Annotated in this window: 19 protein-coding genes and 1 riboswitch; of the genes, 7 read left to right on the plus strand and 12 right to left on the minus strand. The window is 75.0% G+C overall.

The window, feature by feature from the left end; genetic code table 11:
• Position 1: 1 nt before the first annotated feature.
• The 3 genes from ACFYNX_RS20390 to ACFYNX_RS20400 are packed head-to-tail and all read right to left on the minus strand — an operon-like array spanning position 2 to position 3,482.
• Positions 2–1,510: a precorrin-2 C(20)-methyltransferase gene (locus tag ACFYNX_RS20390; RefSeq protein ID WP_388663020.1), complete on the minus strand. Its 1,509-nt coding sequence runs from the start codon at positions 1,508–1,510 to the stop codon at positions 2–4.
• A complete protein-coding gene (locus ACFYNX_RS20395; RefSeq protein ID WP_125663439.1) occupies positions 1,507–2,157 on the minus strand; it encodes a precorrin-8X methylmutase in 651 nt (216 codons plus the stop codon). Before ACFYNX_RS20395 ends, ACFYNX_RS20390 begins: the two co-directional genes overlap by 4 nt.
• On the minus strand, positions 2,154–3,482 hold the full coding sequence (locus ACFYNX_RS20400) for a cobalamin biosynthesis protein CobG (RefSeq protein ID WP_388663415.1): 1,329 nt from the start codon (positions 3,480–3,482) through the stop codon (positions 2,154–2,156). Before ACFYNX_RS20400 ends, ACFYNX_RS20395 begins: the two co-directional genes overlap by 4 nt.
• A gap of 575 nt (positions 3,483–4,057) precedes the next feature.
• A riboswitch (cobalamin riboswitch) is annotated at positions 4,058–4,137 on the plus strand.
• Positions 4,138–4,195: 58 nt separating this feature from the next.
• Here ACFYNX_RS20400 and cobN point away from each other — a divergent pair.
• Positions 4,196–7,804, plus strand: a complete 3,609-nt coding sequence (gene cobN / locus ACFYNX_RS20405) for a cobaltochelatase subunit CobN (RefSeq protein WP_388663022.1) — start codon at positions 4,196–4,198, stop codon at positions 7,802–7,804.
• Here cobN and ACFYNX_RS20410 read toward each other — a convergent pair.
• Positions 7,801–9,354, minus strand: coding sequence for an ABC-F family ATP-binding cassette domain-containing protein (locus ACFYNX_RS20410; RefSeq protein ID WP_388663417.1), 1,554 nt, complete (start codon positions 9,352–9,354; stop codon positions 7,801–7,803). The two genes, cobN and ACFYNX_RS20410, sit on opposite strands and share 4 nt — an antisense overlap.
• Before the next feature lie 265 nt (positions 9,355–9,619).
• Between ACFYNX_RS20410 and ACFYNX_RS20415 the strand changes: the two genes are divergently transcribed.
• Positions 9,620–10,573 (plus strand): DUF1648 domain-containing protein, encoded by a 954-nt coding sequence (locus ACFYNX_RS20415; protein ID WP_388663024.1) that lies wholly within the window; start codon positions 9,620–9,622, stop codon positions 10,571–10,573.
• 2 nt (positions 10,574–10,575) lie between these two features.
• A complete protein-coding gene (locus ACFYNX_RS20420) occupies positions 10,576–10,932 on the plus strand; it encodes a GntR family transcriptional regulator (RefSeq protein ID WP_125667408.1) in 357 nt (118 codons plus the stop codon).
• 93 nt (positions 10,933–11,025) lie between these two features.
• On the opposite strand, the gene ACFYNX_RS20425 is transcribed toward ACFYNX_RS20420, so the two are convergent.
• Together ACFYNX_RS20425 and ACFYNX_RS20430 are read right to left on the minus strand one after the other, a co-directional pair.
• On the minus strand, positions 11,026–11,985 hold the full coding sequence (locus tag ACFYNX_RS20425) for a D-2-hydroxyacid dehydrogenase family protein (protein ID WP_365539642.1): 960 nt from the start codon (positions 11,983–11,985) through the stop codon (positions 11,026–11,028).
• Between the two features lie 74 nt (positions 11,986–12,059).
• The gene (locus tag ACFYNX_RS20430) at positions 12,060–12,425 is read right to left on the minus strand and encodes a MerR family transcriptional regulator (RefSeq protein WP_388663026.1); all 366 of its coding nucleotides are present in this window, start codon (positions 12,423–12,425) and stop codon (positions 12,060–12,062) included.
• A 104-nt stretch (positions 12,426–12,529) separates the two neighbouring features.
• Here ACFYNX_RS20430 and ACFYNX_RS20435 point away from each other — a divergent pair, with 104 nt between their 5' ends.
• Positions 12,530–12,889 carry a hypothetical protein gene (locus ACFYNX_RS20435; protein WP_365539638.1) on the plus strand — a complete coding sequence of 120 codons (360 nt, stop codon included), beginning with the start codon at positions 12,530–12,532 and terminating at the stop codon, positions 12,887–12,889.
• 76 nt (positions 12,890–12,965) lie between these two features.
• Here the strand turns inward: ACFYNX_RS20435 and ACFYNX_RS20440 are convergent, their stop codons facing one another.
• The 5 genes from ACFYNX_RS20440 to ACFYNX_RS20460 all read right to left on the minus strand — a co-directional run bounded on the left by ACFYNX_RS20440 (position 12,966) and on the right by ACFYNX_RS20460 (position 16,599).
• Positions 12,966–13,250, minus strand: a complete 285-nt coding sequence (locus ACFYNX_RS20440) for an SCO5918 family protein (RefSeq protein WP_388663029.1) — start codon at positions 13,248–13,250, stop codon at positions 12,966–12,968.
• A 48-nt stretch (positions 13,251–13,298) separates the two neighbouring features.
• The gene (locus ACFYNX_RS20445; protein ID WP_388663031.1) at positions 13,299–13,556 is read right to left on the minus strand and encodes a CBS domain-containing protein; all 258 of its coding nucleotides are present in this window, start codon (positions 13,554–13,556) and stop codon (positions 13,299–13,301) included.
• Between the two features lie 164 nt (positions 13,557–13,720).
• Positions 13,721–15,181, minus strand: coding sequence for a DEAD/DEAH box helicase (locus tag ACFYNX_RS20450; protein WP_388663033.1), 1,461 nt, complete (start codon positions 15,179–15,181; stop codon positions 13,721–13,723).
• Between the two features lie 194 nt (positions 15,182–15,375).
• On the minus strand, positions 15,376–15,579 hold the full coding sequence (locus ACFYNX_RS20455) for a cold-shock protein (RefSeq protein ID WP_030206327.1): 204 nt from the start codon (positions 15,577–15,579) through the stop codon (positions 15,376–15,378).
• A gap of 270 nt (positions 15,580–15,849) precedes the next feature.
• The gene (locus ACFYNX_RS20460; RefSeq protein WP_388663035.1) at positions 15,850–16,599 is read right to left on the minus strand and encodes a class I SAM-dependent methyltransferase; all 750 of its coding nucleotides are present in this window, start codon (positions 16,597–16,599) and stop codon (positions 15,850–15,852) included.
• Positions 16,600–17,061: 462 nt separating this feature from the next.
• Between ACFYNX_RS20460 and ACFYNX_RS20465 the strand changes: the two genes are divergently transcribed.
• From ACFYNX_RS20465 to ACFYNX_RS20475, 3 genes are all read left to right on the plus strand, one after another.
• Positions 17,062–18,450 (plus strand): glutamate decarboxylase, encoded by a 1,389-nt coding sequence (locus ACFYNX_RS20465; RefSeq protein ID WP_388663037.1) that lies wholly within the window; start codon positions 17,062–17,064, stop codon positions 18,448–18,450.
• Between the two features lie 66 nt (positions 18,451–18,516).
• Positions 18,517–18,927 carry a VOC family protein gene (locus tag ACFYNX_RS20470; protein ID WP_388663039.1) on the plus strand — a complete coding sequence of 137 codons (411 nt, stop codon included), beginning with the start codon at positions 18,517–18,519 and terminating at the stop codon, positions 18,925–18,927.
• Between the two features lie 28 nt (positions 18,928–18,955).
• Positions 18,956–19,135, plus strand: coding sequence for a hypothetical protein (locus ACFYNX_RS20475; RefSeq protein WP_388663041.1), 180 nt, complete (start codon positions 18,956–18,958; stop codon positions 19,133–19,135).
• Between the two features lie 77 nt (positions 19,136–19,212).
• Here the strand turns inward: ACFYNX_RS20475 and ACFYNX_RS20480 are convergent, their stop codons facing one another.
• Positions 19,213–19,815 carry a contact-dependent growth inhibition system immunity protein gene (locus tag ACFYNX_RS20480; RefSeq protein ID WP_388663419.1) on the minus strand — a complete coding sequence of 201 codons (603 nt, stop codon included), beginning with the start codon at positions 19,813–19,815 and terminating at the stop codon, positions 19,213–19,215.
• Positions 19,816–20,122 lie beyond the last annotated feature (307 nt).

A 20,122-nucleotide genomic window follows, 5' to 3' on the forward strand; every position in this document is an offset into this window, starting at 1 on the left:
CTCAGCCGTACCGGCGCGGCGTCCACGCGATCGTGCGGCCGTCGCCCCGTTCCACCGTCCGGGTCTGCGAGGAGCCGATCAGGAGGAGGGTGCGCATGTCGACCTCGGACGGGTCCAGGGCCTTCAGGGTCAGGACCCGGACCGACTGCCCGGGGCCGCCGACGTCGCGGGCGACGACCACCGGGGTGTCGGGGGAGCGGAGCTCCAGGAGGAGGTCGCGGGCGGCCGCCACCTGGTGGGTGCGGGACCTGGAGCCCGGGTTGTAGAGGGCGATGACCAGGTCCGCGCCGGCCGCCGCGCGCAGCCGGTCCGCGATGACGTCCCAGGGCTTGAGGCGGTCGGAGAGCGAGATCGTCGCGTAGTCGTGGCCGAGCGGGGCGCCGGCCGCCGCCGCGGCCGCGTTGGCGGCGGTCACCCCCGGCAGGACCCGTACGGGAACGTCCGCGTACTCCGGTTCCGACGCCACCTCCAGGACCGCCGTCGCCATGGCGAAGACGCCCGGGTCGCCGCCCGAGACGACCGCGACCCGGTGCCCGCGCCGGGCCAGGTCGAGGGCGAACTCGGCGCGCTCCGACTCCACCTTGTTGTCGGAGCCGTGCCGCCGCTGCCCGGGGCGCAGCACCGGCACCCGGTCCAGGTAGGTGGTGTAGCCGACCAGGTCGTCCGCGTTCAGCAGGGCCCCGCGCGACTCCGGCGTCAGCCAGGGCGCGCCCGCCGGGCCCGTACCGACCACGACGACCTCGCCCCGCTCCCGTACGGGGGGCTCCTCGTCGACGCGGGAGGGCAGCACGGCCACCGAGAAGTACGGGACGGACTCCGGGTCCACGTCCGCCAGGCGCTCCGTCCGCTCGCCCGCCATGAACGCCCGCTCCACGTACCGCGCGTCCTCCAGGCGGCCCGCCCGCTCCAGGGCCCGCCGCACGGTGGGGAAGGTGCGGCCCAGCTTCATCACGACCGCCGAGTCCGTGCCCGCGAGCCGGGCCGTCAGCTCGTCCTCCGGCAGCGTGCCCGGGACGATCGTCAGGACCTCCTCCGCCTCGCACAGCGGCTCCCCGAGCCGGGCGGCGGCGGCGCTCACCGAGGTCACGCCGGGGATGACGGTCGTGTCGTAGCGGTGCGCGAGCCGCTTGTGCATGTGCTGGTACGAGCCGTAGAAGAGCGGGTCGCCCTCGGCGAGGACCGCGACCGTGCGGCCCGCGTCCAGGTGGGCGGCGAGCCGGGCCGCCGCCTCCTCGTAGAAGTCGTTCAGGGCGCCCCGGTAGCCGCCGGGGTGGTCCGTGGTCTCCACCGTGAGCGGGTACACCAGGCGCTCCTCGACGTGGTCCTCGCGCAGGTGCGGGGCCGCGATCGAGCGGGCGATGGAGCGCCCGTGGCGGGCCGAGTGGTAGGCGACCACGTCGGCGGACGCGATGGCCTTCACGGCGGCGAGGGTCAGGAGGTCCGGGTCGCCGGGCCCGAGCCCCACGCCGTACAGCTTGCCGACGGTGCTTCCGGCCGGGTTCCCGGTCACTGCTGGATCTCCGCTTCGTGCGCGAGGGCGTTGATCGCGGCGGCCGTCATGGCGCTGCCGCCGCGCCGGCCCCGGACGACGAGGTGTTCGAGGCCGAGGGTGTTGGCCGCGAGGGCGTCCTTGGACTCGGCGGCGCCGATGAAGCCGACCGGTATGCCGAGGACGGCGGCGGGCCTGCCCGCGCCCTTCGCGACCATCTCCAGGAGGTGGAAGAGGGCGGTGGGCGCGTTGCCGACGGCCACGACGGAGCCTTCGAGGCGGTCGCGCCACAGCTCCATGGCGGCGGCGGAGCGGGTGGTGCCCAGCTCGGCGGCGAGGGCCGGGACGGCCGGGTCGGAGAGCGTGCAGACCACCTCGTTGTCGGCGGGCAGCCGCTTGCGGGTGACGCCGCTGGCGACCATCTGCGCGTCGCAGAGGACCGGCGCGCCCGCCCGGAGCGCGGCGCGGGCGCTCGCGACGACGCCCGGCGAGTACGCGATGTCCTGGACGAGGTCCGTCATGCCGCAGGCGTGGATCATCCGGACCGCCACCTGGGCGACGTCGGCGGGCAGGCCCGTGAGGTCCGCCTCGGCGCGGATCGTGGCAAAGGAGCGGCGGTAGATCTCCGTGCCGTCCTTCTCGTAGTCGAACATCCTGTTCTCGCTCATCTCGTTGTGCGGGGCGCGGTGCGGGCCGTGGTGACCGCGGGGATCAGATCGGTACGGGGGACGGGGACGCCGTCGACGAGGTAGCCGCCGCCGGGGGCGGCGAGGACGTCGACCCAGTCGCCGTGCGGGTGGCCGCAGCGGCGCTCGCACCCGGAGTAGTGGACGGGCAGGCCGGGGCGGCCGGGGACCGCGTCCGCCCGGACGTCCGCGAGGGACTTGGCGCAGCCGGGCCGCCCGGTGCAGGCGCTGACGCCGGTCCAGGGGGAGTCGGGCCGGGTGATCAGGCCGCACGCCTCCAGGGCGGGCAGCCGCCCGGGGTCCGCCCCGGCGACGACGACCCCGCGCCAGGGCGTGAACCGCACCTCGTCGGCGGGCAGCAGGGCCCGCGCTTGGGCGGCGGTGAGACGGCCGAGGGGGGCGAGGACGTGGAACGCGGCGGGGCCGAGGGGGCCGGGGGGAGCCCCCTGGGCGGATCCGGGTTCCCGTACGGGCTCCGCCGGGAGTGCCGTGCGGGACGGTACGGGGCCCGCCGCGTGTGCTTCGCGGGGCGGTACGGACTCCGCCGGGCGTGCCCCGTGCGCCGGTACGGGCTCCGCCGCGATCCCGGCCGCCGCGAGCGCTCCCCGTACGTCCGCCTCGTGGCCCTCCGGCAGCTCCCGGACGCGCCAGGCGCCCGTACCGGCCGCGCGGGCGGCGGTCAGGAAGGCGCGGGCGGCGGCGAGGGCGGCGCGCGGGGCGTCGGCGGCGGCCACGCGCACGGTCCGGTCGCCGAGGCGCAGGAGCGCGGCGCCGGGGGCCACTGCGACCAAGGTCACATCCCCGCCGAGGCCGGTGACGTCGCCGCGGCCGTCGTCCAGGACGAAGAGGAAACGGCCCGAGAGCGCGGCGGCCCAGGGCGCGGCGCAGAGCCGTTCGTCCAGCTCGCGGGCCCACAACTGCACGTCGGCCGCGCCGAGTCCGTCGAGGCCCGAGGCCGGGGAGGCGACGATGTTGCGGACGCGCTCGTGGGTGGGGGAGGGCAGCAGGCCCGCCTCGGCCAGGAGCGCCGCCAGCTCCGCCCCGCAGTCGCCGGCCAGGCCGCGCAGCTCGGCGTTCCCGCGCGAGGTGACGCTGATCCGCCCGTCGCCGAGGGCCTCCGCCGCGTGCGCCAGGACCTCGACCTGACGGGGCGTCAATCTCCCTGCGGGCAGCCGCAGTCGGGCAAGGTGCCCGTCGTCGGCGGAGTGCAGCCGCAGCGCCCCGGGGCAGGCGTCACCGCGCTCCCGCACACGGGGTGCGCCGGGGGCGGGCGTCGGGGCCGGGGTGGGCGGCATGGCGGCGAGCATACCCACGGGAAAACCGGCGGTCGGCGGGGTGTGACCGGCCTGACTCGGAGCACCGGGGCGGGGGTGCGCGAGCCGGCTGTCCGGACTCCCGGCGGGGGTGCGGCGGCGGGCCGGCCGGTTCTCCGGCGGGGGCGCGGCGACCGGCTGTCCGGCGGGGACGTGCCGGCCGGTCGCCTGGGTCTCCGGCGGGGACGTATCGGTCGGTCGGCCGGGCTTCCGGCGGGGATGTGTCGGTCGGCCGGGCCTCTGGTGGGGATGTGTCAGCCGGTCGGCCGGGTTTCCGGCGGGGATGCGCTGGTCGGTCGGGCTCTCGGCAGGGACGTGCCGGTCGGTCGGCCGGGCCTCCGGCGGGGACGTGCCCGCCGGTCGCCCGGCCCTCCGGCGGGGACGCGGCAGCAGGTTTCCCGGCCCTCCGACAGGGGCGTGCCGACCGGTCGCCCGGGTCCCCGGTGCGGAGGCGCCGTCCCGCCGCCCGCCCCGGGGCCCGGTGTGATCCGTCCGACCCTCCCGCTCCCTCCAGCCCCCGGAGCGCACGATCTAGGATGCGAGACGGCATGGGGTCCCAGGACCCCGGGGAGGAAGCCCGGTGAGATTCCGGCGCGGTCCCGCCACTGTGAGCCGGCCCGGCACCCCCGGGCCGGTGAGTCAGGAACTCCCGCCGTACACACGACCACCCGGGGCGCGGACAACCCCGAGGAAGGGCCTGCCTCGCCATGCTCCTGCTGCTGTCGCACTCCGACACCGACCTGCTCAGCGCCCGCGCGGCCGGCGGCCCGGTCGCGTACCGGTTCGCCAACCCCTCCCGGCTCCCGCTCGCCGACCTCCCCGCGCTCCTCGACGGCGTCGAACTCGTCGTCGTCCGGCTCCTCGGCGGGCTCCGCTCCTGGCAGGACGGGCTCGACGCGATCCGCGCCGCCGGAAAGCCGGTGGTCGTGCTCAGCGGCGAGCAGGCGCCCGACGCGCAGCTCATGGAGGCGTCCACCGTGCCCGTCGGCGTCGCCACCGAGGCGCACGCCTACCTGGCGCACGGCGGCCCCGCCAACCTGGAGCAGTCGGCCCGCTTCCTCTCCGACACCGTCCTGCTCACCGGCCACGGCTTCGAGGCCCCGGCCGCCGCCCCGACGTGGGGCCCGCTGGAGCGGACCGCCCGGGACGGGGACGGCCCGACGATCGCCGTGCTCTACTACCGCGCCCACCACATGAGCGGCAACACCGCCTTCGTCGGCGCCCTGTGCGACGCGGTCGAGGACGCCGGCGCGCGGGCCCTCCCGCTGTACGTCACCTCCCTGCGCGCCCCCGAGCCGGAGCTGATCGACGTCCTCCGCACCGCCGACGCCGTCGTCACCACCGTCCTCGCGGCGGGCGGCACCAAGCCGGCCGAGGCGCAGGCCGGCGGCGACGAGGAGGCCTGGGACGCGGGCGCGCTCGCCGCGCTCGACGTGCCGATCCTCCAGGCCCTGTGCCTGACCGGCTCCCGCGCGGCCTGGGAGGAGAACGACGAGGGCCTCTCCCCGCTGGACGCCGCCGGCCAGGTCGCCGTCCCCGAGTTCGACGGGCGCCTGATCACCGTCCCGTTCTCCTTCAAGGAGATCGACGAGGACGGCCTGCCCGCGTACGTGGCGGACGCCGAGCGCGCGGCCCGCGTCGCCGGGATCGCCGTGCGGCACGCCCGCCTCCGGCACATCCCGAACGCCGAGAAGAAGCTGGCGCTGGTCCTCTCCGCGTACCCCACCAAGCACTCCCGCATCGGCAACGCCGTCGGTCTCGACACCCCCGCCTCCGCCGTCTCCCTCCTGCGCCGCCTGATCGAGGAGGGGTACGACTTCGGCCCCGCCGAGGACCTCCCCGGCCTGGTCTCGGGCGACGGCGACGAGCTGATCTACGCCCTCATCGAGGCCGGCGGCCACGACCAGGACTGGCTGACCGAGGAGCAGTTGGCCAGGAACCCGGTCCGCATCCCGGCCGCCGACTACAAGCGCTGGTACGCCACCCTCCCCGAGGAGCTGCGCACGCGGGTCGAGGAGCACTGGGGCCCGGCGCCCGGCGAGATGTTCCTGGACCGGTCGCGGAACCCGGAGGGCGACATCGTGCTCGCCGCCCTGCGGCGCGGGAACCTCCTCGTCCTCATCCAGCCGCCGCGCGGCTTCGGCGAGAACCCGATCGCGATCTACCACGACCCGGACCTCCCGCCGTCCCACCACTACCTGGCGGCCTACCGCTGGATCGCGGCCCGCGCCGAGGACGGCGGCTTCGGCGCCGACGCCATGGTGCACCTGGGCAAGCACGGCAACCTGGAGTGGCTGCCCGGCAAGAACGCCGGCCTGTCCGCCGCCTGCGGCCCGGACGCGGCCCTCGGCGACATCCCGCTGGTCTACCCGTTCCTGGTCAACGACCCGGGCGAGGGCACCCAGGCCAAGCGGCGCGTGCACGCCACCCTGGTCGACCACCTGGTGCCGCCGATGGCCCGCGCCGACTCGTACGGCGACATCGCGCGCCTGGAGCAGCTCCTCGACGAGTACGCGCAGATCTCCTCCATGGACCCGGCGAAGCTGCCCGCGATCCGCGCCCAGATCTGGACCCTGATCCAGGCCGCGAAGCTCGACCACGACCTGGGGCTCGAAGAGCGCCCGGAGGACGACGGGTTCGACGACTTCCTGCTGCACGTCGACGGCTGGCTGTGCGAGGTCAAGGACGCCCAGATCCGCGACGGCCTGCACGTCCTCGGCGGCGCCCCGACCGGCGAGGCCCGGGTCAACCTGGTCCTCTCCATCCTGCGCGCCCGCCAGATCTGGGGCGGCACCCAGGCCCTGCCCGGTCTGCGCGAGGCGCTCGGCCTGGACGAGTCGGCCGCGACCCGCACCACCGCCGACGAGGCGGAGGCGAAGGCGCGCGAGCTGGTCGAGGCGATGGAGGCCGCCGACTGGGCGGTCGGGGCCGTTCCCGCCGACCAGAGCCCCGAGGTCCGGGCCGTGCTGCGGTTCGCCGCCGAGCAGGTCGTGCCGCGCCTGGCCGCCACCACCGACGAGCTGGCGCACGCCGTGCACGCGCTCGACGGCGGCTTCGTCCCGGCCGGTCCGTCCGGCTCGCCCCTCCGCGGTCTGGTCAACGTCCTGCCGACCGGCCGCAACTTCTACTCCGTCGACCCGAAGGCCGTCCCCTCCCGGCTCGCCTGGGAGACCGGCCAGGCGCTCGCGGACTCGCTCCTGGAGCGCTACCGCACCGACAACGGCGACTGGCCGACCTCCGTGGGCCTCTCCCTGTGGGGCACGAGCGCGATGCGCACCGCCGGCGACGACGTGGCCGAGGCGCTGGCCCTGCTCGGCGTCCGCCCGCTGTGGGACGAGGCCTCGCGCCGCGTGAACGGCCTGGAGCCGATCCCGCTCGCCGAGCTCGGCCGTCCGCGCATCGACGTCACCCTGCGCATCTCGGGCTTCTTCCGCGACGCGTTCCCGCACGTCATCGGCCTCCTGGACGACGCCGTACGGCTCGTGGCCGGTCTGGAGGACGAGTCCGCGTCGGACAACCACGTACGGGCCCACGCCCAGGCCGACCTCGCCGAGCACGGCGACGAGCGGCGCGCCACGACCCGCATCTTCGGCTCGCGGCCGGGCACGTACGGCGCGGGCATCCTCCAGCTCATCGACTCGCGCGACTGGCGCACGGACGCCGACCTGGCCGAGGTCTACACGGTGTGGGGCGGTTACGCTTACGGGCGCGGGCTCGAAGGACGCCCGGCGCGGGCCGAGATGGAGACCGCGTACAAGCGGATCGCGGTGGCCGCGAAGAACACGGACACGCGCGAGCACGACATCGCGGACTCGGACGACTACTTCCAGTACCACGGCGGCATGGTGGCGACCGTCCGCGCGCTCAAGGGCACGGCCCCCGAGGCGTACATCGGCGACTCGACCCGCCCCGAGACCGTCCGCACCCGCACGCTCGTCGAGGAGACCTCCCGGGTCTTCCGGGCCCGCGTGGTCAACCCGCGCTGGATCGAGGCGATGCGCCGCCACGGCTACAAGGGCGCGTTCGAGCTGGCGGCGACCGTCGACTACCTCTTCGGGTACGACGCCACGACGGGCGTGGTCGCGGACTGGATGTACGACAAGCTGACGCAGGAGTACGTCCTCGACCCGGAGAACCAGGCGTTCCTGAAGGAGGCCAACCCCTGGGCCCTGCACGGCATCGCGGAGCGCCTCCTCGAAGCCGAGTCCCGGGGCATGTGGGAGAAGCCGGACCCGGAGACGCTCGCCGCGCTGCGGCAGGTGTTCCTGGAGACGGAGGGCGACCTGGAAGGGGACGCGGACTCCTCCGACGACTAGGACGTCAGGGCGGCTTCCGGGGCCAGTGCGAGCACGCGGCCCCGGAAGCCCGCCCGCAGTCGCCGGTCGTGGCTGACGACGACCAGCGTGCCCCGGTAGGCGGCGAGGGCTGCCTCGATCTCCTCCACCAGGCCCGGGGCCAGGTGGTTGGTGGGCTCGTCGAGGAGGAGCAGGTCGGCGGGCGAGGTCACGAGCCGGGCCAGCTCCAGCTTGCGGCGCCGGCCGACGGACAGGTGCCGGACGGGGGTCGTCAGGTCGCGGGCGGCGAAGAGGCCGAGGGCGACGAGCTCGTCCGCGCGGTCCGCCCCGAAGGCCTCGGCCACCGTGCGGGGGTCGGTGGGCGGGGCCGTCTCCTGGCGGAGCAGCCCGACCCGGGCGGGCGCGCCCACGAAGCCGCCGTCCGGGGCGAGTTCGCCCGCGAGGACCTTCAGGAGGGTGGACTTCCCGGCGCCGTTCGGACCGGTGACCAGGAGCCGTTCGCCCGCGTCGAGGTGGAGGGCGTCCAGCCGGAGCCGCCCCTCCACCCGGACGTCCACGAGGTCCACGGGCGCGCCCCCGCCCGCGAGGTCCGCGCGGAACCGGAGCGGCTCCGGGGGCGCGGGCACGGGGTGGGCGGTGAGCCGGGCGAGCCGCTCGCGGGCGGCCCGGACGCGGCTCATGGCGCCGTGCGCCCGCGACCGGGCCCGGAAGGCGCCGGCCCCGCTGAACGCGGCCGGGGCCTTGCGGGGGATCGCCGAGAGCCGGTCGACGTGGGTGTCCGCGAGGGCCGTGTACCGGGCGAGTTCGTCCTTCCACTCCTCGTACTCCCGCACCCTGCGCGCCCGTTCGGCCGCCCGTCCGGCCAGGTAGCCGCCGTAGCCGTTGCCGTGGCGGCGCAGGGTGTGGCGGTCCTCGTCGACCTCCAGGACGGCGGTGGCGACCCGGTCGAGGAAGACGCGGTCGTGGGAGACGGCGACGACCGTGCCCCGGTGGGCGCGCAGCCGCTCCTCCAGCCAGGCCACGGCCTCGTCGTCGAGGTCGTTGGTGGGCTCGTCGAGCAGCAGCAGCTCGGGTTCGGCGGCGAGCACGGCGGCGAGGGCGAGCCGGGAGCGCTGTCCCCCGGAGAGCGTCCCGAGGGGCCGGGCGCGGTCGAGCGGCCGCCGCTCCCCGAGCCTGTGCAGCGTCGTCTCCACCCGCCGGTCGGCCCCGGCGCCGCCCCGGGCCTCGTACGCGGCGAGCAGCCGGGCGTACCCGTCGAGGTCGCCGGTCGCGGCGAGGTCCGCCTCGGCGGCCCGAACGGCCCGCTCGAGGTCCCGCACCTCGGCGAGAACGTGGTCGACGGCGTCCCCGACGGTGGCGTCCGGGGGGAGGTCCAGGGTCTGGGCGAGGTGCCCGAGGCCGCCGGACGCCTCGACGTCCACGCTGCCGTCGTCGGGGGCCTCCAGGCCGGCGAGGAGCCGCAGCAGGGTGGACTTGCCGGACCCGTTGTCCCCGACGACCCCGAGCCGCTCGCCGGGGCGGACGGTGAGGGAGACCCGGTCGAGCACGGTGCGGAACCGGGCGTCCGGCAGGACGTGGTGCCGGGTGACGTCGGTGAGTTGGGCACGGAACAAGGGCGTTCTCCTGTACGTGGACGACGGGGGCGACGTGGACGGCGTGGGTGACGCGGGTGACACGCCCGAAGCTGGACGAGACGTCTCGTCTCGCTTCGTTGTGACGACCGTACGGCATGGCCGGACCCTTCGCAAGACGTTCCGTCTCGTCGATTTCGCCGCACGGTCAATGGGCTGCCCGTGAACTCATTGTTCTAGTAGAGTGCGAACAAGGGAGGTTTCCATGAACCGTGCCACACCCCGTCTCCGCGTGCTCGCCGCGCTCCCCTTCGTCCTCGTGCTCGCCGCGTACCTGCTGGTGTTCGCCCTCTGGTACGACCGGCTCCCCGATCCCCTCGCCACCCACTTCGGAACCGAGGGCGGCGGCCGCGCCGACGGCTTCACCGGCCGCACCGCCTACGCGTTCGTCAGCGCGGCCCTGCTCCTCGGCGCCGCCGTCGGCTGGAACCTCTTCGTCCGCCGCACCGCCCTGTGGGGCGCGTGGGCCACGGCCGGCTTCACCGGGGCGCTGCTCGTCCTGATCCTGCGGGACAACCTGGACGCCGCCGACGCGGCCCGGGTCGTCTCCCCCCTGGCCGACCTCGCCGTCGCGGCCGGTACCGCCGCCGTCCTCGCCCTCGCGGGCCTGGCCCTGGCCCGGACCGTCCCCGAGGAGGAGCGGACCCCCGGCCCCGGCGCCACGGACGGCCCCCGGCTCCCGCTCGGCCCGAGCGAGGTCGCCGGCTGGTCCCGCGCCGCCGGCTCCCGGACCCTCACCGTCCTCGCGGTGCTCGCCCTCGCCGCCGTCCCCGTCGCCCTGCTCCTGGCCCCCTGGCCCGCCGCCTGGCCCGCCCTGCTCGGCCTGGTCGTCGGGGTGCCGGGGCTCGCCCTCGCCCGCGTCCGGGTCACCGTCGACCGGCGCGGCCTCACCGTCCGGCCCGCCCTCGTGCCCCGGCCCCGCGTCCGCGTCCCGCTCGACGAGGTCACCGGCGCCACCGTCCGCGACGTCGACCCCCTCGCCGATTTCGGCGGCTGGGGCTACCGGGTCCGGGCCCGCCGGACGGGCGTCGTCCTGCGCTCCGGCGAAGCCCTCGTCGTACGGCGCGACAGCGGGCGCGAGTTCGCGGTCACCGTGTCCGACGCGCACACCGCGGCCGCCCTCCTCAACACCCTCGTCGAACGGCGTGGGAGGCTCTGACCGTGCTCTTCCGCGTCGACCCGGCCTCGGCCGTCCCCCTCGGTGACCAGATCGCCGCCTGCGTCCGGGGGGCGCTCGCCGACGGCTCGGCCGCCCCCGGCGAACGCCTCCCGGCCGCCCGGGAGCTCGCCGACTCCCTGGGCGTCAACGTCCACACCGTCCTCCGCGGCTACCAGCGGCTCCGCGAGGAGGGCCTGATCGAACTCCGCCGGGGCCGGGGCGCCATCGTCGTCCCCGGCGCCACCGCCCCCGACCGCGCCCGGCTGGTCTCCCGGCTGCGCGAGGCGGCGGCGGAGGCCCGCGAACTGGGCCTCTCGGAGGCGGAGTTCCTGGACCTGGCGCGGACGAGCATGGGGTAGGGGAACCCCTCCTCGCGCCTCGGGCCCGGACGAGCTCGCGGACCGGCTCCCCTTGCGGCTCGGGCGAGTTCACGCACCGGCGCGCCTCGCGGCTCAGACGATCTCGCGCACCGGCGCCCCCGCCAGGAACGCCTCGACGTCCTCGACCGCCTGCCCGAAGTACCGCCCGTAGTTCCCCTCCGTCACGTACCCGAGGTGGGGGAGGGCCAGGACGTTCGGCAGGGTCCGCAGCGGGTCGTCGGCGGGCAGCGGCTCCGTGTCGTAGACGTCGAGGCCCGCCCCCGCGATCCACCCCTCGCGCAGCGCCCGCAGCAGCGCCCCGCCGTCGACCAGTCCGGCCCGTGAGGTGTTGACGAGGTACGCGGACGGGCGCATCGCCCGCAGCTCGGGCTCCCCGACCAGACCCCGGGTGCGGTCGGAGAGCACCAGGTGCAGGGAGACGAAGTCGCCCTCCGCCAGCAGTCCCCGCAGGTCCTTCGCGCACCGCACCCCGTGCGCGGCCGCCCGCTCCTCCGTGAGGTTCGGGCTCCAGGCGGCGACGTCCATCCCGAAGGCGAGGCCGATCCGGGCCACCCGGGCGCCGATCTTGCCGAGGCCGACGAGCCCCAGGGTCCGGCCGGCCAGGTCGGCGCCGACGGTGGACTGCCAGGGCCCGCCCTCCCGCACCGCCCGCGCCTCGGCCGGCACGTGCCGGGCCAGGCCGAGGAGCAGTGCCCAGGTCAGCTCGGTCGGCGGGGTGGGGCTGCTCTCCGTGCCGCAGACGGTGACGCCCCGGGCGCGGGCGGCGGCGACGTCGACCGAGGCGTTGCGCATGCCGGAGGTGATCAGGAGCCGCAGCCGGGGCAGCCGGTCGAGGAGCGCCGCGTCGACCGGCGTCCGCTCCCGCATGACGACGAGGACCTCGCAGTCCCCGACGGCGGCGGCCAGCGCGTCCCGGTCGCCGAGGTGCTCGCGCAGGACGCGCACCTCGACGCGGTCGGCGAGCGGGCTCCAGTCGGCGGAGGAGAGGGCGACGCCCTGGTAGTCGTCGAGTACGGCGCAGCGCAGCTTCATGGGGGCATGATCGCGCACGTCCGCCGCGGACGGGAGGCCCCGGGGGGTCCGGCGGCCGGGAGGGAACGGGCCGGTCAGCCGTGCTCGTGGCGCCCCGCCGGGGGTTCCGCCCGCCCGGTCGACTCCTCCGCCGCCCGCCGGTACTCCGCGTTGATGCGCTGGGCCTCCTCCAACTGGTCCTCCAGGATGACGATGCGGCAGGCCGCCTCGACCGGAGTGCCCTGGTCGACCAGTTCCCGGGCGCGGGCCGCGATCCGCAGTTGGTAGCGGGAGTAGCGGCGGTGGCCGCCCTCGGAGCGGAGCGGGGTGATCAGGCGGGCCTCGCCGAGGGCGCGGAGGAAGCCCGGGGTCGTGCCGAGCATCTCGGCCGCCCGTCCCATGGTGTAGGCCGGGTAGTCGTCGTCGTCGAGTCGGTCGCCGAGCGGATTGTCCGCTGTCATCTGCACCTCTTCTGGGGGCCGCTTCGGGGCCCGGGTGCCGCACGGCACCCGGGCCCCGGGGGAAATTCAACCACCGGTGGGCGCGCCGCCTAGAATCGGCTCTCATGTCGAAGCCTGACGAACTGCTGATTGACATTGCCGCCACGGTGGAGTCCGGGCAGAGCAATCAGATGTCCCTGACCGTGGTCGCGGGGGGCGTGGTCATCACCGGGCGCCTGGCCCCCGAGGCCCTCTGGAGAGAGCGGGTGTCGGAGGTCCTGACGGACTCCGCCCGGCTCGGCGAGTTCTCCGGGGTCTTCACGCCCTCCGACCGGAAGGACGACCCGCCGACGCACCTCCACTTCCACCTGGCCCGGATCCTCCAGGGCACGGTGGGCATCCCCGAGACCGGCGGGATGTACCGCGTCGCGCTCGCCGACGTCAGCGCTTGGACGGTGGGCGACTTCAGGTACTCCGACCACTGAGCCGCCGGCGGCGGAACGACGACGGGGCCCGACCGGTACGTACACCGGTCGGGCCCCGTCGTCGTTCTCCGGACGGTCAGACGATCGCGGTGGTCGCGGTGCTCGCGGCGGTCTCGACGGTCGCGGCGGGGAACGTGCCGCAGGTGAAGCCGAGGCGGGTCATGGCCCGTACGACCTCCTGGGCGCTGAAGTCGCGCCGGTCCTGACGGGTGAGGACCTCGCCGACCTGCTTCGCGGGGTACTGGCGGCGGCCGACGGTGACGAACTCGCCGGTGCCCGGCTCGGGCTTGACGCCCTTCATCGAGTCCAGCACGCCGCTCTTCGTCAGGTCGAAGGGGAAACGGGCGATGACACAGCGCATGATGCCTCTCAGGGGTGGCAGGGGAGTACGGGCGTGAGGGGGAGCGGCTCAGCGGGCGGGCGCGGCGGCGCCGACCACGTCCCGGAGCCTGAGCCGGTCGGTGTACGAGGAGGCGGCGCGGGCGGCGGCGAGCTGGGCCCGGGTGACCAGGCCGGTGGGCCGGTCGTCGCCGTCGCAGACGAGCAGGCGCCCGGTCCGGTCGGCGGCCATGACGGACAGGGCCACCTCGACGGTCATGTGGTCGGAGGCCCGCGTCGCGGCCTCGTCGGGCGAGGTCCTGCGGAGCTGCGTGCGGAGCGGTGTCACGAGGTGCCTCCTGCGGGGAAGTGACGGGGGGACGCCGTACGGGGACGCCCTGGGGCGGTGCCGTACGGGGGACGCCCTACGGGGGAGCGCGACCGGTCCGGGCGCGCCGGGTGCCCGGACGCGCTGGGTCCCGGGGCGTTTCCCGGCGGTCGTGCGCGGAGGCGCTACGCGGCGGCGGGGCGGCGGTCGGCCCCGCGGGGCCGGCGGCTCCGGCGGGAGCGGGCGGGGGCGCCGTCGCGGCGCCGTTCGGCCGCGGGGGCCGTGATGACGACGGGGACGCCGGACGGGGTCCGCGCGCCGGTGATGCGGCGCAGCTCGTCCCCGCCGGAGCGGACCTCGGTGACGCGGGGCCGGATGCCCGCGTCCGCCATGAGGCGGACCATGCCGCGGCGCTGGCCCGGGGTGACCAGGGTGACGACGCTGCCGGACTCGCCCGCACGGGCGGTGCGCCCGCCGCGGTGCAGGTAGTCCTTGTGGTCGGCCGGCGGGTCGACGTTGACGACGAGGTCGAGGTGGTCGACGTGGATGCCGCGGGCGGCGACGTTCGTGGCGACGAGCACGGAGACGTGTCCGGTCTTGAACCGCGCCAGGGTGCGGGTGCGCTGCGCCTGCGACTTCCCGCCGTGCAGCGCGGCGGCCCGTACGCCGCTGAGGAGCAGGTCGTGGGTCAGCCGGTCGACGTCGTGCTTGGTGTCGAGGAACATGATCACGCGCCCGTCGCGGGCGGCGATCTCCGTCGTGGCGGCCCGCTTGTCGGAGCCGTGGACGTGCAGCACGTGGTGCTCCATCGTCGTGACCGCGCCGGCGGACGGGTCGACCGAGTGGACGACGGGGTCGTTCAGGTAGCGGCGTACGAGCAGGTCGACGTTGCGGTCCAGGGTGGCGGAGAACAGCATCCGCTGCCCCTCCGGTCGCACCTGGTCGAGGAGCGCGGTGACCTGCGGCATGAAGCCCATGTCGGCCATCTGGTCGGCCTCGTCGAGGACGGTGGTCGCCACGTGGTCGAGCAGGCAGTCGCCGCGGTCGATGAGGTCCTTGAGGCGGCCGGGGGTCGCGACGACGACCTCGGCGCCGGAGCGGAGCGCGTGCGTCTGACGGCCGATCGACACCCCGCCGACGACGGTGGCCGTCCGGAGCCGGAGCGAGCGGGCGTACGGGGTGAGGGCGTCGGCCACCTGCTGGGCCAGCTCGCGGGTGGGCACGAGGACCAGGGCGAGGGGCCGCCGGGACTCGGCGCGCTTCCCGGCGGTCCGGGCGAGCAGCGCCAGGCCGAAGGCCAGGGTCTTGCCGGAGCCGGTCCGGCCGCGTCCCAGGGCGTCGCGGCCCGCGAGGGTGTTCGGCAGGGTCGCGCCCTGGATCGGGAACGGCACGGTCACGCCCTCGGCGGTGAGGGCGGCGAGCAGCGGGGCGGGCAGGTCGAGCGCGGCGAACGTCTCGACGGCCGGCAGCGCGGGGGTGACCGTCCGGGGGAGTGTGAACTCGGCCGGCGGCCCCGAGGGCGCCCGGCCCCCGCCCCGGGGACGGGAGCGGCCGGAGGCCTGAGAACGGCCGGAGGGCTGCGATCGATCGGAGGACTGCGAGCGGGCGGAACGGGCGGAATGCGCGTGCGTGCGTGTGCGGTTCATGGCGAACCTTCCTCGATGCGGCGCGTATCAAGGAATTTCCGCGGCAGAAATGCGGCACGGACAATTGCGAGACAAGCCGGACCGAAATGGGGGGGCCTTCTATGCAAAGAGCTGGGGCCCGCACCCCAAGGTGCGGGCCCCAGCTCGTGCCGCGCGCGGCGCTCCGTGAGAAGCGCCGCGCGGCGGTGACAGCGTCAGGCGGAGACGATGTTCTCCGCGGTCGGGCCCTTCTGGCCCTGCGCGATGTCGAAGTTCACCTTCTGGCCCTCCTGGAGCTCACGGAAGCCCTGGGAGGCGATGTTCGAGTAGTGGGCGAACACGTCGGGGCCGCCACCGTCCTGCTCGATGAAGCCGAAGCCCTTTTCCGCGTTGAACCACTTGACGGTACCGGAAGCCATGTCTTTTCTCCTTCGGGGCAGTGCTCGGAAATCCACACCGTGCGGATTCCGTGTCGCCGCGATGATCGCCCCAGCCGGAAAAGACCGGCACTTCTCATGACCGTTGATGCTCATGCTTCGGGAACCACAACTGCAACTGCTTTCGACAGTAGCACGGTGGATGGCGGGCTGCGGTGTGAGTAATTCTTTCCGCGTGGTCCGGTGAGAAATCCTCACGGCGCGTACTGCTGAATTCTCACTTCGCGGCGACAGATTTCTTCGTCCGGCCCGTCACTCCTTCACCCCGGAGACCACGAGGAACGGCGGGTGGCCGGCCTCCGCCGGGCGGTTCCCCAGGAGGGCCGAGTGCCGGGGGAGCACGGGCTCGTGGACGTCCAGGTCGGTGAAGCCGGCCTTGCCCAGGACGTCGAGGTAGGTCTGGCACGGCCAGTGGTGGTCGGTCAGGTCGAGCCGTCCGCCGTCCGGGAGGTCGAGGCGGGTCGGCCTCGGCTCGCCCTTGGTGTAGACGCGGCCGGGGTCGCCGGTGCGGAAGGTGGAGAAGCGGACGCCGGTGCTGCGCGGGTTGGCGTCGAGCACGGCGTACCGGCCGCCGGGGCGCAGGACGCGGTGGACCTCGGCGGCGATGTCGTGCAGGTCCTCGACCCTCCCGGTGGTGACGTAGACGAAGCAGGACATGGCGGCGTCCACGGAGCCGTCGTCGAGGAACGCGAGCCGGCCGTCCTCGATCAGCCGGTGCTCGATCCTCGGGTGCGGGTGCCGCTCGCGGGCGACGGCCAGCATGTGCGGCGAGACGTCGGCGGCCACGACGCGCGCGCCGGAGGAGGCCTCGACGACCCGGACGGCGACCTTGCCGGGTCCGCAGCCGTGGTCCAGGACCGTGCGGACGGCCGAGGAGCCGATGCCGAGGGCGTGGAAGACGGCCGGGTAGCCGATGAGGCGCTCGGGGAGGTCGTCGTAGGAGTCGTAGTTCTCGGCGGCGTCGCCGGAATCGGCTTCCTTCCATGCGGTGCTGTCGCTCATGCGGGTCGCCTTTCGGCCTCGGCTGGCAGGGGGGAGCACCGACGGTGATCCACTTCTCCCGGAACGTACTGCTTGTCCCGTGGTGCCGGTATCCGTCCGACCGGCCGTGTCGCATTGCCCCGGGGACGCCGTCCCCGCAGGTCGGAGCGGGTACGGCGGGCCCGCCGGGGGGCGGTGCCGCCAGGACGCCACCCGTCCAACGGGTGAACCACCGATCCGGCCCGTCGTACGGAACCGCAGGTCGGAGGGGGTGGGGCCGTCAAGGCGACGCGTGAAGGGGCCCCGGGGGCGCCTTCTCACCCACCCGGGCCAACGGCCGCCCCCGCTGCCGGGCGCCGCCCCCGGCCCCGTGGGTTGATGGGAGGCACGGGCCCGCCCGCCGGGGGCGCGCCGTCGAGCCGTCGAGCCGTCATGCCGTCGTGCTGCCGAGCTGTCGAGCTGTCGAGCGAAGGGGAAGCCGCCGTGGCGCTCCACGAGATGAAGGCCCCGACGAGGGCCGACGCGAGGACGGACGTGTTCGCCTCCCCCCTCAGCGAGCGGGTCCTGCCGAAGTACCGCATGCCCGAGGAGCCCTCCCTGCCCGAGGCCGTCTACGCGATGCTCCACAACGAGCTGCTGCTCGACGGCAACGCGGCGCAGAACCTGGCGACGTTCTGCACGACCTGGTCGGACGACGAGGTCCGCCGCCTGATGAATGAGTGCCTCGACAAGAACATGATCGACAAGGACGAGTACCCGCAGACCGCCGAGATCGAGGCGCGGTGCGTGAACATCCTGGCCGATCTGTGGAACGCCCCGGAGGTCCCGGGCCGCGGGGCCATGGGCTGCTCCACCACCGGCTCCAGCGAGGCCGCCATGCTGGGCGGCCTGGCGCTGAAGTGGCGGTGGCGGGAGCGGCGCAGGGCCGAGGGCAAGCCCGTCGACCGGCCCAACATCGTCGCCGGGCCCGTGCAGATCTGCTGGGACAAGTTCGCCCGCTACTTCGACGTCGAGCTGCGCCAGGTCCCCCTGGAGGAGGGCGCGACCGGCCTGCGGCCGCACCAACTGCGCGCGTACGTCGACGAGAACACGATCGGCGTCGTCGCGATCCTCGGCGTCACCTTCACCTGCGACTACGAGCCGGTCGCGGAGATCGCCGCCGAGCTGGACCGGATCCAGGAGGAGACGGGGCTCGACGTCCCGATCCACGTGGACGCCGCCAGCGGCGGTTTCGTCGCGCCCTTCCTCCACCAGGACCTCGTCTGGGACTTCCGCCTCGAACGGGTCTCGTCCATCAACGCCTCGGGGCACAAGTACGGGCTCGCGCCCCTCGGCGTGGGCTGGGCGGTCTGGCGCACCGCCGACCTGCTGCCGAAGGACCTGGTGTTCGACGTGACCTACCTCGGCGGCGACCTGCCGACCTTCGCCCTCAACTTCTCCCGGCCCGGCGGCGAGATCGTCGCCCAGTACTACAACTTCCTGCGCCTGGGGCGGGCCGGCTACCGGCGCGTCCAGGGGGTCTGCGCGGAGACGGCCCGGTACCTGGCCGGGCAGGTGGCGGAGATGGGCCCGTTCACCCTGCTGTACGACGGACAGGGGGCGCTGCCGGCCGTCTCGTACACCCTCACCGACCCGGCGGGGGCGGGCTTCAGCCTGTACGACCTCTCCGACCAGCTCCGGATGCGCGGCTGGCAGGTCCCCTCGTACCCGCTGCCCGCCGACCGGCAGGAGACCGTGATCCAGCGGGTGCTCGTCCGGCACGGGGTGGGCCGGGACGAGGTCGACCTGCTCGCCCGGGACATGCGGCACTCCCTGGAGCGCCTCACGCGGGGCAAGCCGGCGGACTCGGAGCGCGCGGGCTTCCACCACTGACCGGGCCGGGAGACCGGTCAGGATTCGAGAAGCGGCTTCCGGGCGGGCGTCGTTAGCGTGGTGCGCATGGACATCACCATCCACACCACCGCCCTCCCGCACGACGACCCGGACGCCGCCGTGGCCTTCTACCGCGACGCCCTCGGCTTCGAGGTCCGCAGCGACGTCGGGCAGGGGAACATGCGCTGGATCACGGTCGGCCCGGCCGGGCAGCCCGGCACGTCGATCCTGCTCGCGCCGCCCGCCGCCGACCCCGGCGTCACGGAGGAGGAGCGCCGCGTCATCACCGAGATGATGGCCAAGGGCACGTACGGCTGGATCCTCCTCGCCACCCCCGGCCTCGACGCGGTCTTCGAGAAGGTCCGGGCCGCCGGCGCCGAGGTCGTCCAGGAGCCGACGGAGCAGCCGTACGGCATCCGCGACTGCGCCTTCCGCGATCCGGCGGGCAACCTGATCCGCGTCCAGGAACTCCGCTGATCCGCCGGGCCGGAGGGAGGAGTCCGCGATGTGCCACCCCGCCTGGGCCCGCGCCCGCACCGAGGCGCAGCGCCAGAAGGACCTGACCGGGGAGGAGGGGGCCACGACGACCGCCGAGGCCGCCGGGACCGCCGGGACCGCCGGGCAGAAGGCCGGGCGTACGGCCGGCCGAACCGGAAGGCCCGTTCCGGTGGTCCGACGGGGGTAGGGGCCTGGAGAACGCCTGAGTCCGGGACGCCCGTCGTGGCGGCCCCGTACTCCAGCGGCTCGGCCCTCCCGACCGGCTCAGGCGCCGGACAGCGTCGCCGCCACCGACCGGAACCAGGCGCCGTGGGAGAACGGCGCGGGCGGGTTGACCTCCATGCCGAGCTCGGCCGCCGCCAGGGCGTAGTCCCCCTCGTCCAGGGGAAGGGCGAGCAGTTCGTGGAGCTCCCCGACGAGGCGGGCCACGAGCTGCGGATGGGGCGTGGCCGCGTAGTCGGCGACGGCGGCCTCGTGGTCGGGGAACTCGTCGACGACGTCCTGCGAGAACCAGCCGCCGAGCAGTTGCGCGGTCTCGGGGAAGCGCGCGTGCCACTCCCAGTGCGTCCGCGGGGACGACGGCTCCGGGACGTCCCCCTCCTCGACGCTCCTCTTCAGGTGGTCGGCCAGCACCCCCAGCCAGTCGCCGATCTCCGACTGCGGCTTTCCGGTGTCCGGGACCGAGTAGAACTCGCCCAGCTCCCGCCGGACGCGGCCCGGGGGGTTGCGGCCGTACTCGCGCAGTTGGCGCTCCGCCTCCGCGACGGCCGGGGGGCGGGTGTGCCAGGTGTGCCGGAGGTACGCGTCGAGGGCGCGGCTGCGCCGCTCCGGGGTGTCGTCGGCCGGCTGTCCCAGGTACGCGCGCATCACCTGGTCCAGCTCGCCGTACCGGCGGTCGTGTTCGAGGGGCTTCACCCTCCCGACCCGGAACACGTTCTTGCACAGTGGTTGGAGGACGTCCCGGACGATCTCGGGGATGCCCTCCATCAGACCGCGCAGGAAGTCGTCGCCGCCGTCGTCGTCGCCCCACTTGATGTCGGGGACCGAGCCGAAGTCCGGGGCCCTGTCGACGACCACGGGCAACGGCCGCTGCTCGGCCGGCTTGCCCTGGGGGTGGGAGGCCGCGTCCGCCTTCGTGTAGGCGTTGGCCGTCTCGGTGAAGCCGACGGCGACG

The sequence above is a fragment of the Streptomyces sp. NPDC007872 genome (assembly GCF_042868165.1).
Lineage (GTDB): Bacteria > Actinomycetota > Actinomycetes > Streptomycetales > Streptomycetaceae > Streptomyces.

Coding starts and splice junctions, on each gene's coding strand:
- ACFYNX_RS20450 (WP_388663033.1), bottom strand. CDS start 15,181: ATGAACCGCACACGCACGCACGCGCATTCCGCCCGTTCCGCCCGCTCG.
- ACFYNX_RS20455 (WP_030206327.1), bottom strand. CDS start 15,579: ATGGCTTCCGGTACCGTCAAGTGGTTCAACGCGGAAAAGGGCTTCGGC.
- ACFYNX_RS20415 (WP_388663024.1), top strand. CDS start 9,620: ATGAACCGTGCCACACCCCGTCTCCGCGTGCTCGCCGCGCTCCCCTTC.
- ACFYNX_RS20470 (WP_388663039.1), top strand. CDS start 18,517: ATGGACATCACCATCCACACCACCGCCCTCCCGCACGACGACCCGGAC.
- cobN (WP_388663022.1), top strand. CDS start 4,196: ATGCTCCTGCTGCTGTCGCACTCCGACACCGACCTGCTCAGCGCCCGC.
- ACFYNX_RS20460 (WP_388663035.1), bottom strand. CDS start 16,599: ATGAGCGACAGCACCGCATGGAAGGAAGCCGATTCCGGCGACGCCGCC.
- ACFYNX_RS20400 (WP_388663415.1), bottom strand. CDS start 3,482: ATGCTCGCCGCCATGCCGCCCACCCCGGCCCCGACGCCCGCCCCCGGC.
- ACFYNX_RS20430 (WP_388663026.1), bottom strand. CDS start 12,425: ATGACAGCGGACAATCCGCTCGGCGACCGACTCGACGACGACGACTAC.
- ACFYNX_RS20440 (WP_388663029.1), bottom strand. CDS start 13,250: ATGCGCTGTGTCATCGCCCGTTTCCCCTTCGACCTGACGAAGAGCGGC.
- ACFYNX_RS20425 (WP_365539642.1), bottom strand. CDS start 11,985: ATGAAGCTGCGCTGCGCCGTACTCGACGACTACCAGGGCGTCGCCCTC.
- ACFYNX_RS20435 (WP_365539638.1), top strand. CDS start 12,530: ATGTCGAAGCCTGACGAACTGCTGATTGACATTGCCGCCACGGTGGAG.
- ACFYNX_RS20480 (WP_388663419.1), bottom strand. CDS start 19,815: ATGCGCGCGTACCTGGGACAGCCGGCCGACGACACCCCGGAGCGGCGC.
- ACFYNX_RS20395 (WP_125663439.1), bottom strand. CDS start 2,157: ATGAGCGAGAACAGGATGTTCGACTACGAGAAGGACGGCACGGAGATC.
- ACFYNX_RS20475 (WP_388663041.1), top strand. CDS start 18,956: ATGTGCCACCCCGCCTGGGCCCGCGCCCGCACCGAGGCGCAGCGCCAG.